We start from the raw sequence: 12,933 nt of genomic DNA on the forward strand, positions 1-12,933 counted from the left end.
TGTTTCGAGCGGTTGATTGTTCGGTCTCAATGCAATGCTGTTTTAGCAAGGTTGCATGAGACGGCGAAATTTGTGTAATTATCGCTCTTTCAGTCTGAATGGCGGCTTAACAAACCGAGCGCGCGTGCGAACCGAAAAAAACTGAACCCCGATGTTTCTAGGGGACGCCGTCACAAGATTTCGCATGTTCGTTTCAGGTATTGCTAACGACGATATGTTCAGTCTGAACCGACCGGCGCCCGAGTAACATGATGTCCTCGCGGGACCATGTCCTTCATGTCATCCCTTTCAGCCAAGCTCCGGGCATGTGTCTTAATGCATGATATTCTTCACTTCATCTCTGCGTGCTACCAGGCGGGAAACGCTGATCGTGTTCGCTCGGAATTCGTAACGCTCATTCGCGAATACGGTTTCGAATATTTCCTCGTCAGCCGGCGGATGACCGGAGACCTTGCTTCGACAGGCCAGGTACTCGCACAACATCTCCCTGAAGGGTGGCTCGAGGTCTACCGGGCCAAGAAATATAATCTCGTCGATCCGGTCCGTAAGGTGATCGGCACGGTGCACAAGCCGTTTCAGTGGAAAGAGGCGCTGGAGGGTCTGCCCCGCGCGATGCATCGAAAAAGGGCGAATGTCTTTTTTCACGATGCCGGCCGTTACGGTCTGCAGGGCGGTTACGCCTTTCCCGTTCACGGACGGGCGGGATTTATCGGCGCGGTGTTCCTTGGCGGCGAGGACCGGCAATTGCCCTCGTTGCAGGTGGAGCTGCTCGATGCGGCCACGCGCGCGGTGTTCTGGCGCCTGCTCGATCTTTCAGGTCAGGCCCATGGCCTCACCAACGCGCCGAATATTTCCGCTCTTGACCTTACAAGGCGGGAAATGGAGGTGCTGACGCTGATGGCGGATGGCATGACCTCGACGGAAATTGGACGCCAGCTATCGATCTCCAACCACACGGTCGACTGGTACATCAATGGAATTCAGCGCCGCTTCAGCGCCAAGAACCGGCAGCATACTGTAGCACTTGCTTTTCGCCACGGCTTGCTGAGCTAGCGCAAACAGGACAGTTCTCGCCGGAATTGCCCTTTCCAAGACGGGGTTTTGCTGCTTAATTCCGCAGTGCAGCAGAAATTCTGTTTTGGCGTGTGGGGAGACCGTCTTGAAGATATCGAAAATACTTGTTGCCAACCGTTCCGAAATAGCGATCCGTGTTTTCCGGGCAGCGAACGAGCTGGGGATAAAAACCGTCGCCATTTGGGCGGAAGAGGACAAGCTGTCTTTGCACCGCTTCAAGGCGGATGAAAGTTATCAGGTCGGCAGAGGTCCGCATCTCGCCAAGGATATGGGACCGATCGAGAGCTACCTTTCGATCGAGGAGGTCATCCGGGTCGCCAAGCTTTCCGGTGCGGATGCTATCCATCCCGGTTACGGCCTCTTGTCTGAAAGCCCCGAATTCGTAGAGGCTTGCAACAAGGCGGGCATCACCTTTATCGGACCAACGGCGGACACGATGCGCCAGCTCGGCAACAAGGTCGCCGCCCGCAATCTGGCGATCTCGGTCGATGTTCCGGTAGTTCCGGCAACCAGTCCGCTGCCGGACGATATCGCCGAGGTGGAGCGACTTGCCGAAGAGATCGGTTATCCCGTGATGCTGAAGGCCTCCTGGGGCGGTGGCGGTCGCGGCATGCGCGCCATCCGCAAAAAGGAGGATCTGGCACGCGAGGTCACCGAGGCCAAGCGCGAGGCGAAGGCCGCCTTCGGCAAGGACGAGGTTTATCTCGAAAAGCTGCTCGAGCGTGCCCGTCACGTCGAGAGCCAGATTCTCGGCGATACCCATGGCAATGTCGTGCATCTGTTCGAGCGCGATTGTTCGATCCAGCGCCGCAATCAAAAGGTGGTCGAGCGCGCGCCTGCGCCCTATCTGAGTGAAGCGCAGCGTCAGGAACTGGCAGCCTATTCCCTGAAGATCGCCGCCGCGACCAATTATATCGGCGCCGGCACGGTCGAATATCTGATGGATGTCGATACCGGCAAATTCTACTTCATCGAGGTCAATCCGCGTATTCAGGTGGAACATACCGTCACCGAAGTCGTCACCGGCATCGATATCGTCAAGGCGCAGATCCATATTCTGGAAGGTGCCGCAATCGGCACGCCGGAATCGGGCGTGCCTCGCCAAGAGGATATCCGCCTCAACGGTCATGCGCTGCAGTGCCGCATCACCACGGAAGACCCGGAACACAACTTCATTCCCGACTACGGCCGGATCACGGCCTACCGCTCGGCTTCCGGCTTCGGCATTCGTCTGGATGGCGGCACGTCCTATTCGGGAGCGATCATCACCCGTTATTACGACCCGCTTCTGGTGAAGGTAACGGCCTGGGCGCCGCAGCCGGATGAAGCGATCAGCCGCATGGACCGTGCGCTGCGCGAATTCCGTATTCGTGGTGTGGCGACCAACCTGACCTTCCTCGAAGCCATCATCGGGCATTCGAGTTTCCGCAACAACACCTATACGACGCGCTTCATCGATTCTGACGCCGGAACTGTTCGCGCAGGTCAAGCGGCAGGATCGCGCGACAAAGCTGCTCACCTATCTTGCCGATGTAACGGTGAACGGCCATCCGGAAACCAAGGGTCGCGTCAAGCCGCCGGCAAATGCCGCAAAGCCGGTGGTTCCTTACATCGATGCGCCGGTGCCTGATGGCACCAAGCAATTGCTCGACCGGTTGGGGCCGAAGGGCTTTTCCGACTGGATGCGCAACGAAAAACGCGTGCTGGTGACCGATACGACGATGCGCGACGGCCATCAGTCGCTGCTGGCGACGCGCATGCGCACCCACGACATTGCCGGGGTGGCAAGCGTTTACGCCAAAGCTTTGCCGCAACTTCTGTCGCTGGAATGCTGGGGCGGTGCCACCTTTGACGTCTCCATGCGCTTCCTGACGGAAGACCCGTGGGAGCGTCTGGCTCTGATCCGCGAAGGCGCGCCCAACCTGCTTCTGCAAATGCTGCTGCGCGGCGCGAACGGCGTCGGTTACAAGAACTATCCCGACAATGTCGTGAAATATTTCGTTCGTCAGGCCGCCAAGGGCGGTATCGATCTGTTCCGTGTGTTCGACTGCCTGAACTGGGTGGAAAACATGCGGGTGTCGATGGACGCGATCGCCGAGGAGAACAAACTCTGCGAAGCAGCCATCTGCTACACCGGCGATATCCTCAATTCGGCGCGTCCGAAATACGATCTGAAATATTACACCAATCTCGCTGCCGAGCTGGAACGTGCTGGCGCCAATATCATCGCCGTCAAGGACATGGCGGGGCTTCTGAAGCCTGCTGCCGCCAAGGTGCTGTTCAAGGCGCTGAGGGAAGCAACCAGCCTGCCGATCCATTTCCATAACCATGACACATCCGGTATTGCGGCTGCGACTGTGCTTGCCGCGGTCGATGCGGGCGTGGATGCGGTGGATGCTGCGATGGACGCGCTTTCGGGCAATACGTCCCAACCCTGCCTCGGTTCCATCGTTGAGGCGCTGGCCGGGTCGGAGCGCGATACGGGTCTCGATACCGAATGGATCCGTCGCATCTCCTTCTATTGGGAGGCGGCGCGCAATCAATATGCGGCCTTCGAAAGCGATCTCAAGGGACCCGCCTCGGAAGTCTACCTGCATGAAATGCCCGGCGGCCAGTTCACCAATCTCAAGGAACAGGCACGCTCGCTTGGTCTCGAGAGCCGCTGGCACGAAGTGGCGCAGGCCTATGCCGACGCCAACCGGATGTTCGGTGATATCGTCAAGGTGACGCCGTCTTCCAAGGTCGTCGGCGATATGGCGCTGATGATGGTGAGCCAGGATTTGACGGTCGCCGATGTCGAAAACCCCGATCGTGAAGTGTCTTTCCCCGACTCGGTGGTTTCGATGCTGAAGGGTGATCTCGGGCAGTCGCCCGGCGGTTGGCCTGAAGCCCTGCAGAAAAAAGCGCTGAAGGGTGAAGCGCCCTATACCGTCCGTCCCGGTTCGCTATTGCCGGATGCCGATCTTGGCGCGGAAAGAAAGGCGATCGAAACCAAGCTCGAGCGCCCGGTGAACGACTTCGAATTCGCATCCTATCTGATGTACCCGAAGGTGTTCACCGATTTCGCACTCACCGCCGAGACCTATGGTCCGGTTTCCGTCCTGCCGACCCATGCCTATTTCTACGGTATGGAGGATGGCGAAGAGCTGTTTGCCGATATCGAACGCGGCAAGACGCTTGTCATCGTCAATCAGGCCTCGTCCGGCACTGACGATAAGGGCATGGTGACGGTGTTCTTCGAGATCAACGGTCAGCCACGTCGCATCAAGGTACCGGACCGCGCCCATGGCGCTTCCGGGTCTGCCGTGCGTCGCAAGGCCGAACCCGGCAATGCGTCACATATCGGTGCGCCGATGCCGGGTGTTATCAGCCGTGTCTTCATCAATCAGGGCCAGGAGGTTAAGGCCGGCGACGTGCTCCTGTCGATCGAAGCCATGAAGATGGAAACAGCGCTTCACGCCGAACGCGATGGCAAGATTGCTGAGGTTCTGGTGCGCCCCGGCGACCAGATCGACGCGAAGGACCTGCTGATCGCTTACGCTGAATAAAAGGCGTATTGGATCGAATGATACGAAGTCGGACGCCCGCCTTTTTTTGGCGGGCGTTGTTATTGGTGATGGCCGTCCATCACCCTCGACAATGCCCGCCCCTCGGCGGGCTTTTTTGTTGCGCCTTTGCTAAAACTCAAATATGCATGTTCGTGCACGTTTATTCCCGTTTATGCATGAGTCTCAATGAACGATCATTTTGTCAGCGAGCGGCAGGCGCTCATCCTTGCGCAGTTGCGGCAAAGCGGCCGTGTGCTTGCGCAGGATCTGGCCCAGAACTTCGGTGTGTCGGAAGATACGGTCCGCCGGGATCTGCGCGAGATGGCGGCGCGTGGGGAATGCCTGCGCGTTTATGGTGGGGCGTTGCTTTCCGACAGCAAGACGGTGCCGCTGAAGACGCGGATTGCGGAGGATGCCGATCGCAAGGCCTCACTGGCGCGCGCAGCCGTTCCGCTTCTCGAGCCGGGTATGGTGGTCTTCATCGATGCCGGCTCCACAAATCTTGCCATTGCAAGGGCCATTCCCGCCGGCCTCAAATTGACGGTGGTGACGAATACGCCTGCCATCGCGGCTGAATTGACGGGACGGGCCGATATCGATCTCGTTCTGATCGGCGGCAAGGTCGATCCGGCCGTTGGTGCTGCTATCGACGCCATGGCGTTGCGGCAACTCGAACTGATGCGGCCCGACCTCTGTATCCTCGGTGTTTGCGGCGTTGCGATCGAGACCGGCCTGTCGGCGGATATTTTCGAGGATGCTGTATTCAAGCGGCTCGCGTGCAGCGCCAGCCAGCGGATCGTTGCCGCCATCACCACGGAAAAGCTGGGCCACAAGGCGGCTTTTCACGTGCATGATTTTTCCCCGCCTCTCTCCCTGGTGCTGGAACACGACGCCGACCGTGCGTTGGTCGAAGCGTTATCGGCAAAAGGCATACAAGTTCATTGCGGCGACGATGACGCCGTCCAACTCTCCCAAGGTCAAGTCTGAAGGATACTACCGATGAACGGCCCCACGACATTTTCGCCGACGGTCAAGCGCTCGTCCTATCTGACGCGCCACAGGCTCGGTGTGTCCCTGCTGTTTTTGATGAACGGTTTCATGATGGGATCGTGGGCACCCAAAATTCCGGAATTTGCGGGGCGCTTATCCCTCAGTGAAAGCGCGCTCGGCCTCATCATTCTGGTGTTCGGCATCGGTTCGCTGGTTTTCATGCCCATTGCCGGTTCGCAGATTGCGCGTTTCGGATCGCGTACCGTTAGCCTCGTGACGGCGGCGATCTTTTTGCCGACACTGCTTTTCATCTCCTGGGCCAACACCGTCTGGGCGGGCGTGATTGCGGTTTTCCTGTTCGGCGGCCTGACGGGGGCGATGGATGTCGCCATGAACGCCAATGCGGTGGCGGTCGAGCGTGATATGCGCCGTGCCATCATGTCGTCATGCCATGCTTTCTGGAGCCTCGGCGGCCTGATCGGCGCCGGTCTTGGCGGTTACCTCATCACGGCGATTGGCGTGCAGGGGCATGCTATCGCGCTGACGGTTATTGCCCTTGTCTTGCTGGTCTTCGCATGGCCGCGCGTTCTTGCGGATCGTCCGCATGCCGAGGAGGAGCGCCCGAAAGGTGGCCTGCCGCTAACGCCTCTGCCGTGGATCATTGGCCTGATGGCGCTGTTTTCGATGATCCCGGAAGGTGCGATCCTCGATTGGGGCGCTCTTTATCTGCGCAACGAACTGGGTGCTTCCGTATCGCAGTCCGGTTTCGCCTTCGCTGCCTTTTCCATGACGATGGCGGCCATGCGTTTTGCCGGCGATCTGGTGCGTGATCGGTTCGGCGCGGTCAATACGCTGAGATTCTGCTCGGTCATGTCGATTGTGGGTCTTCTGATTTCCGGCCTTGCGGGAAATTCCACCTTCGTGATTATCGGTTTCGCCATTGCCGGCATTGGTATTTCCAACATGGTGCCGATTGCCTTTTCGGCGGCGGGCAATATGCCGGGGCTGGCGCCCGGCATCGGCCTGTCGGTCGTCACCACCATGGGCTATTCAGGCATTCTGGTCGCGCCTTCGGCCATCGGCTTCATTGCCGAACATACCGGCCTTGCCAGCGTCTTTGTCGCTCTGCCGTTGCTGCATGTGGTGGTTTTGCTGCTTTCGCGGCTCGCCCGGCATGCGGATGGTGCGGGCAAGGAATAGGCGTCTCGAATTTTGCCATGATTGCGGTAAAGTAGAAGCTCTTATGCGTTGGGTGTTGACAAGCAGGCCCCCTTGTTTCACCTCAATTGCCAGACCTTGCCGCAAGCTTCAGAGACCGCCATGACGTCACACGCCGATTACGATCCCAAGTCCCGCCGCGCATCCGTCGCCGTCGACGTGGGTGGCGTCATCGTGGGTGGCGGTGCACCTGTCGTCGTGCAATCCATGACCAATACCGACACGGCGGATATCGACGCCACCGTGCAGCAGGTGGCGGCACTCTTCCAGGCCGGTTCGGAATTGGTGCGCATTACCGTCGACCGCGACGAGAGCGCTGCCGCCGTGCCGAAAATCCGCGAACGGCTGCTGCGTCTTGGCATGGACGTGCCGCTGATTGGCGATTTCCACTATATCGGCCACAAGCTTTTGGCCGATCATCCGGCCTGTGCCGAGGCGCTGGCGAAATACCGTATCAATCCGGGCAATGTCGGCTTCAAGGACAAGAAGGACAAGCAGTTCGGCGAGATTGTCGAAATGGCGATCCGTTATGACAAGCCGGTTCGTATCGGTGTGAACTGGGGATCGCTCGACCAGGAATTGCTGACGACGCTGATGGACAAGAACAAGGAGGAGGGGTTTCCGCTCTCCGCCCGTCAGGTCACCCGCGAGGCCATCGTCCAGTCGGCGCTGATTTCCGCCGAGCTTGCCGAAGAGATCGGCCTGCCGCGCAACCGCATCATCCTCTCGGCCAAGGTCAGCCAGGTGCAGGACCTGATCGCCGTTTATTCCATGCTGTCGGAGCGGTCCGACCACGCCTTGCATCTCGGTCTCACCGAAGCGGGCATGGGTTCCAAGGGCATCGTCGCTTCGTCCGCCGCCATGGGTTACGTGCTGCAACATGGTATCGGCGATACGATCCGCGTATCGCTGACGCCGGAGCCGAACGGCGACCGCACCCGCGAGGTGCAGGTGGCGCAGGAACTGCTGCAGGTCATGGGTTTCCGCCAGTTCATTCCGGTCGTTGCGGCATGTCCCGGCTGCGGGCGCACCACGTCCACCGTCTTTCAGGAACTTGCCCAGAACATCCAGAACGATATTCGCAAGAACATGCCGATCTGGCGTGAGAAATATCCCGGCGTCGAGGCGCTCAATGTCGCCGTCATGGGGTGCATCGTTAATGGTCCCGGCGAAAGCAAACATGCCGATATCGGCATTTCGCTGCCCGGCACAGGCGAAAGCCCCGCCGCACCAATCTTCATCGATGGAGAGAAGGCACTCACCCTGCGTGGTCCCAACATCGCCGCCGATTTTGAAGCGCTTGTGATCGATTACATCGAAAAGCGTTTTGGCCGGAAAGATGCTGCGGAGTAAAAACTACCGTGAAAATGCCGGAATTCCACTGTCATACCGCCTGAACCCTTCGGAGCATCAAAACACATGATCAAAAAAATCGCGATCGTTGCCCTTTGCGGGACCTATCTTTCCGCCTGCACCACCACCGATCCCTATACGGGTGAGCAGAAGATGTCGAACACTGCCGGCGGTGCTGGCATCGGCGCTGTTGTCGGTGCTCTCGGTGGTCTGGCTGTCGGCGGTTCGCCGGTCGGTCGCCGTAACGCAGCCCTTATCGGCGCCGGCATCGGTGCTCTCGCCGGTGGCGCCATCGGCAACTATATGGATGGCCAGGAGGCCGAGCTTCGCGCCCAGTTGCAGGGAACCGGCGTTTCCGTTAGCCGCCGTGGCGACAGCATCGTTCTCAACATGCCGTCGAACATCACCTTCGCGACGGATCAGGATCAGGTCATCCCGCCGTTCTATCAGACGCTCGATTCCGTCGGCATCGTGTTGAACAAATTCAACCGCACGCTGATCGACATCAACGGCCATACCGATTCCACCGGCAGCCAGCAGCACAATCAGGCGCTTTCCGAGCGTCGTGCGGCGTCTGTTGCAAACTATCTCGGCGCACGCGGCGTCGATCAGCGCCGTATTTCGACGCTCGGCTTCGGTCCGTCGCAGCCGATCGCTTCGAACGCAACGCCGGATGGCCGCGCCCAGAACCGTCGCGTCGAAGTGCTGATTTCGCCCCTCAAGGGCTAATTGGGTGAAGGGAAGCTGAACGGGAAACCCGGCTCAGCTTTTTCGCTCGGCGATGAACCTTGCGGCCGCGATGAGAATCGCGGCCTTTTCGCCATAATGGGCCAGAAGTTCGGTGGCTTCGCTCACCTGTTCCTGAAGTTTGCGACGCGCCCAGTCTTCGCCGCGCAATGCCACCAGCGTTCCCTTGCCGCGTGCGGCGTCCTTGCCGGTCGCCTTACCCATGGTGGTGGCATCTGCCGTCAGATCCAGAAGATCGTCGGCAAGCTGGAAGGCGAGGCCGATTTTTTCACCGAAAAGACGCAGTCTTTGCCGTTCCGAAACGTCGCTACCGGCAATGATCGCGCCGGCCTCGCAGGCGAAACGCAGCAGAGCGCCGGTTTTCATAGCCTGCAATGTCACGATGCCGGTCTCATCAGGTGCCTTCTTTTCCGCAGCAAGATCGAGCGCCTGCCCGCCCGCCATGCCGCCGATGCCTGCTGCTCGGGCAAGTGCGAGTACGAGGGCGGCCTTGCGTTCCGCTCCGAGGGGATTTTCGTCCGAGGCGATAATATCGAAAGCCAGCGTCAGCAGGCTGTCGCCCGCAAGAATGGCGGTTGCCTCATCGAATTTGCGGTGCACCGTCGGCTGGCCGCGACGCAGATCGTCGTCGTCCATGGCCGGCAGATCGTCGTGGACCAGCGAATAACAATGCAGGCATTCCAGTGCGGCGCCGACATAATGGGCGGCTTCGGCGTCTCCGCCGAGCAGGGCAGTACTTTCGATGACGAGGAAAGGTCGCAGGCGTTTGCCGCCGTTCAGCACGCCATGGCGCATGGCGTCGAGCAGGTTTTGCGGACGCGTGATCTCGTCCGCGCGCGCTTCGCCGGATAGAAGGCGGCCAAGCAAGGCTTCGGTCTTTGCCGCGTTATCGCGCAGCCTCGTTTCGAAATTCGTCATCTGAGCGTCCATGCCGCGCTCTTTGGCATGCCGCGCGAATGCAGGCAAACCTTTTCGTTATTCCCCGGGGCAACTGCCTGACCGGACTCGCCTTGAAGGCGGCAATGGAATATGAAAGGCTTCGAATGGTGCGGGGCTTTGACGAATATTGAGCAGTACGCCTGAAAGCGACGCAGATTACGCCGTGCTGGCGGAAGACCGGAGCAGTCCGAAGGTGGATTTTCGCACGTTGGCAAAGCGTATTATCATGACCTTGCTGGCGTTGCTGATCCTGCCCTATCTGCTGATCCCGGTTTATGCGTTGCCGTTTGTCCGGCCGGTCTCGACGTTGATGCTTGCCGATCTTGTGACATTGCAGGGATATGACCGGCGCTGGGTGCCGCTCGAGGATATTTCACCGCGCCTTATCCAATCCGTGATGATGTCCGAGGATGGGCAGTTCTGTTTCCATGGCGGTGTGGACTGGAACCAGATGCAATCCGTCGTCAGCGATGCGCTTGAGGGGGCTTCCACCCGTGGCGCCAGCACTATTCCGATGCAGACGGCCAAGAACCTGTTTCTCTGGAACGGCCGGTCGTTTTTGCGCAAGGCGATGGAGTTGCCGCTGGCGATCGGGGCCGATTTCGTCTGGTCGAAAAAGCGGATGATGGAGATTTATCTCAATGTCGCCGAATGGGGGCCGGGCATTTACGGCATCGAGGCCGCCGCGCAGCACCATTTCAAGGTGCCGGCCGCAAAGCTCAACTCCCGTCAGGCAGCGCTGCTTGCCGTTTCCTTGCCCAATCCCATCGATCGCGTCGCCAGCAAGCCGGGGCGCGGTTTGCAGCGCCTTGCCGGCCTTATCGAGCGACGCGCCCGGGCATCGGGCAGCTATGTCGGATGCGTGCTGAACTGAAGTCCGCCAGGCGCCTCAGCCCTTCCTGAAAATATAGTCGGTTTCCTGACGCAGGGTCTCGCCGGGACGCAGGATCGCGTAGGGGAAGTCGGGGTGATTGACGGCGTCAGGCCAAATCTGCGTTTCCAGACAAAAACCGGCGAAGGGGCCATAGTGGCGGCCATCGAGGCCCGGAACGGCAACGTCCAGCTTGAATGCCGAATAGAACTGCACGCCGGGCTCTGTCGTGTGAACCTCAAGGGCAATATCGGAGGCGGGCGAATAGGCGCGGGCGACCTTGCGCTTGGCACGACGCTCGGGCGAAAGGCAGAAGTTGTGATCGTAGAGAACCTGCTCGCCATTCTCCTTGCGCCGCATTGGCGTCGGGTGGCGCAGGTCGAAGACCGTGCCTTCAACGGAGCGGATTTCGCCCGTCGGGATCTGTTTGTCGTTGGTCGGCAGGTAAAAGTCAGCGGCGATGCTAATTTCGTGCCCTAGGGCGGTATCTGCGCCGTCGAGGTTGAAATAGGAGTGCTGGCAGACATTGGCGATGGTCGGTTGGTCGGTCACCGTTTCATAGACCACCGAAAGCACGCCGCCGTCGAGGATCGTATAGGTGGCCGTGACAGTGCAATTGCCGGGATAACCGGCGCGGCCGTCGGGATCGATGATCTGCAGGACCGCATGGCTTTCGCCATGTTCCATCAGCATCCAGTTGCGTTTACCCATGCCGTCGCTGCCGCCATGCAGATGGGTGACGCCTTTTTCGTTCAGTTCAAGCTGATATTCGTGCCCGTCGATCGAGAACCTGCCGTCGCCGATACGGTTGGCATTGCGGCCGGGGGTGGCGCCGAAATAGGACGAATATTTGTAGTCCTCGAATTTATCGAAGCCGAGAACGAGCGGCGGCTGGTGGCCCTCAAGGCGCAAATCCTGAATGACCGCGCCCCAGGTGATGACCTTGGCTGTCAATCCGCCCTTCGAGATGATGACGCGTTCGACCTTTTCACCGGTCGCCGTGAAACCGAAATTCTCCCGTGCCGCCGCGTCGCTCATTCCTCATTCTCCAAGTTTTTATGAATTGCCGGGCGGACGTTGCGTCATTTTCCGGCAATTCGCAATCCCGCAATTCAAAGCATGTCTCCCAAAAGTGTCCCGCGGTTTTGGGACAAAGACATGCTTAAAACAAAGACGAAAGCGCGTCGCATGCGTTTGACCAAACGCGACGCGCTTTAAGCGGCCAATTCGCCGACGGTTTCGAGATCATAGGGTGTGGTCTGGTATATCTCGTTGATCCAGTTGCCGAAAAACAGATGGGCGTGGCTGCGCCAGCGGTTGAGCGGTGCCAGTTCCGGGTCGTTGTGCGGAAAATAATCATGCGGCAGCTTGATTGGAACGCCGGAGTTCACGTCGCGGAAATATTCATCTGAAAGCGAGGTCGAATCATATTCGACGTGGTTGAACATGTAGAGACGGTTGCCCTCTTTCTCATGCACCAGACACACGCCCATTTCCTCTGACTCCATCAGGATTTCGAGTTTCGGATTTTTTTCGATGTCAGCGCGGCGTACTTCCGTCCAGCGCGAGACCGGAACCTGAAAATCGTCCGAAAAACCGTTCAGATAGATCGACGAAGGGCAAAGATTGCGGTGACGATAAACCCCGAAAGCCTTTTCCTTGAGCTCGTACTTCGGCACGCCGTGGAAATGATAGATGGCGGCCATCGCGCCCCAGCAGACGTTCAGCGTCGAATGGACGTTGGTTTGCGTCCATTCGAAAATTTGTTGCATCTCGTTCCAGTAGGTCACGTCTTCATAGTCCAGCAGTTCGATGGGGGCGCCGGTGATGATGAAACCGTCGAACTTGCGGTGGCGCACTTCCTCCCAGGTCTCATAGAAGGAGAGAAGGTGTTCTTCCGGCGTGTTCTTGGCGCGATGGCCGCCGATGCGGATCAGCGAAAACTCTACCTGCAGCGGCGAAGCGCCAACGAGGCGCGCCATCTGCACTTCCGTCTTGATCTTGTTCGGCATGAGATTGAGAAGCCCGATCTGGAGCGGGCGGATATCCTGCCGGATGGCCGCCGTTTCGGTCATGACCCGCACACCCTCATGAACGAGGGTTTCGTAAGCGGGAAGCGTATCGGGAATCTTGATCGGCATGTCGAACTCTCTTTTCGGATGACGTAAAGAACGTTGCGAAAACAAAAAAACC

Annotated in this window: 9 protein-coding genes and 1 pseudogene; 7 read left to right on the top strand and 3 right to left on the bottom strand. The window is 59.0% G+C overall.

Annotation, left to right across the window (positions count from 1 at the left end):
• The first annotated feature begins 315 nt into the window (after positions 1-315).
• The 6 genes and pseudogenes from RBH10_RS23175 to RBH10_RS23200 all read left to right on the top strand — a co-directional run bounded on the left by RBH10_RS23175 (position 316) and on the right by RBH10_RS23200 (position 8,912).
• Positions 316-1,053, top strand: a complete 738-nt coding sequence (locus RBH10_RS23175) for a LuxR family transcriptional regulator (RefSeq protein ID WP_281038288.1) — start codon at positions 316-318, stop codon at positions 1,051-1,053.
• 106 nt (positions 1,054-1,159) lie between these two features.
• A pseudogene (gene pyc, locus RBH10_RS23180) lies at positions 1,160-4,622 on the top strand (pyruvate carboxylase).
• 186 nt (positions 4,623-4,808) lie between these two features.
• A complete protein-coding gene (locus RBH10_RS23185; protein WP_281038286.1) occupies positions 4,809-5,609 on the top strand; it encodes a DeoR/GlpR family DNA-binding transcription regulator in 801 nt (266 codons plus the stop codon).
• A 12-nt stretch (positions 5,610-5,621) separates the two neighbouring features.
• Positions 5,622-6,812, top strand: a complete 1,191-nt coding sequence (locus RBH10_RS23190; RefSeq protein WP_281038285.1) for an MFS transporter — start codon at positions 5,622-5,624, stop codon at positions 6,810-6,812.
• Between the two features lie 120 nt (positions 6,813-6,932).
• Positions 6,933-8,183, top strand: a complete 1,251-nt coding sequence (ispG, locus tag RBH10_RS23195) for a flavodoxin-dependent (E)-4-hydroxy-3-methylbut-2-enyl-diphosphate synthase (RefSeq protein WP_281038284.1) — start codon at positions 6,933-6,935, stop codon at positions 8,181-8,183.
• Between the two features lie 66 nt (positions 8,184-8,249).
• A complete protein-coding gene (locus RBH10_RS23200; RefSeq protein WP_045020242.1) occupies positions 8,250-8,912 on the top strand; it encodes an OmpA family protein in 663 nt (220 codons plus the stop codon).
• A gap of 33 nt (positions 8,913-8,945) precedes the next feature.
• Here RBH10_RS23200 and RBH10_RS23205 read toward each other — a convergent pair whose 3' ends face one another.
• Complete coding sequence (locus RBH10_RS23205; protein ID WP_281038283.1) at positions 8,946-9,860, bottom strand: polyprenyl synthetase family protein; 915 nt, start codon at positions 9,858-9,860, stop codon at positions 8,946-8,948.
• 235 nt (positions 9,861-10,095) lie between these two features.
• On the opposite strand from RBH10_RS23205, the gene mtgA reads away from it, so the two are divergent.
• The gene (gene mtgA, locus RBH10_RS23210) at positions 10,096-10,743 is read left to right on the top strand and encodes a monofunctional biosynthetic peptidoglycan transglycosylase (RefSeq protein WP_281038391.1); all 648 of its coding nucleotides are present in this window, start codon (positions 10,096-10,098) and stop codon (positions 10,741-10,743) included.
• Positions 10,744-10,758: 15 nt separating this feature from the next.
• On the opposite strand, the gene RBH10_RS23215 is transcribed toward mtgA, so the two are convergent.
• Positions 10,759-11,778, bottom strand: a complete 1,020-nt coding sequence (locus RBH10_RS23215) for an aldose epimerase family protein (protein ID WP_281038282.1) — start codon at positions 11,776-11,778, stop codon at positions 10,759-10,761.
• A gap of 176 nt (positions 11,779-11,954) precedes the next feature.
• Positions 11,955-12,881, bottom strand: a complete 927-nt coding sequence (gene metA, locus RBH10_RS23220) for a homoserine O-succinyltransferase (protein WP_281038281.1) — start codon at positions 12,879-12,881, stop codon at positions 11,955-11,957.
• Positions 12,882-12,933: the final 52 nt, after the last annotated feature.

This window comes from Rhizobium sp. AN73 (assembly GCF_030757975.1).
In the GTDB taxonomy this organism is placed as follows: Bacteria; Pseudomonadota; Alphaproteobacteria; order Rhizobiales; family Rhizobiaceae; genus Agrobacterium; species Agrobacterium arsenijevicii.

Excerpts from the sequence above, each read along its gene's own strand:
- RBH10_RS23175 (WP_281038288.1), top strand. The coding sequence starts at position 316 with ATGCATGATATTCTTCACTTCATCTCTGCGTGCTACCAGGCGGGAAAC.
- RBH10_RS23185 (WP_281038286.1), top strand. The coding sequence starts at position 4,809 with ATGAACGATCATTTTGTCAGCGAGCGGCAGGCGCTCATCCTTGCGCAG.
- RBH10_RS23190 (WP_281038285.1), top strand. The coding sequence starts at position 5,622 with ATGAACGGCCCCACGACATTTTCGCCGACGGTCAAGCGCTCGTCCTAT.
- ispG (WP_281038284.1), top strand. The coding sequence starts at position 6,933 with ATGACGTCACACGCCGATTACGATCCCAAGTCCCGCCGCGCATCCGTC.
- RBH10_RS23200 (WP_045020242.1), top strand. The coding sequence starts at position 8,250 with ATGATCAAAAAAATCGCGATCGTTGCCCTTTGCGGGACCTATCTTTCC.
- RBH10_RS23205 (WP_281038283.1), bottom strand. The coding sequence starts at position 9,860 with ATGGACGCTCAGATGACGAATTTCGAAACGAGGCTGCGCGATAACGCG.
- mtgA (WP_281038391.1), top strand. The coding sequence starts at position 10,096 with ATGACCTTGCTGGCGTTGCTGATCCTGCCCTATCTGCTGATCCCGGTT.
- RBH10_RS23215 (WP_281038282.1), bottom strand. The coding sequence starts at position 11,778 with ATGAGCGACGCGGCGGCACGGGAGAATTTCGGTTTCACGGCGACCGGT.
- metA (WP_281038281.1), bottom strand. The coding sequence starts at position 12,881 with ATGCCGATCAAGATTCCCGATACGCTTCCCGCTTACGAAACCCTCGTT.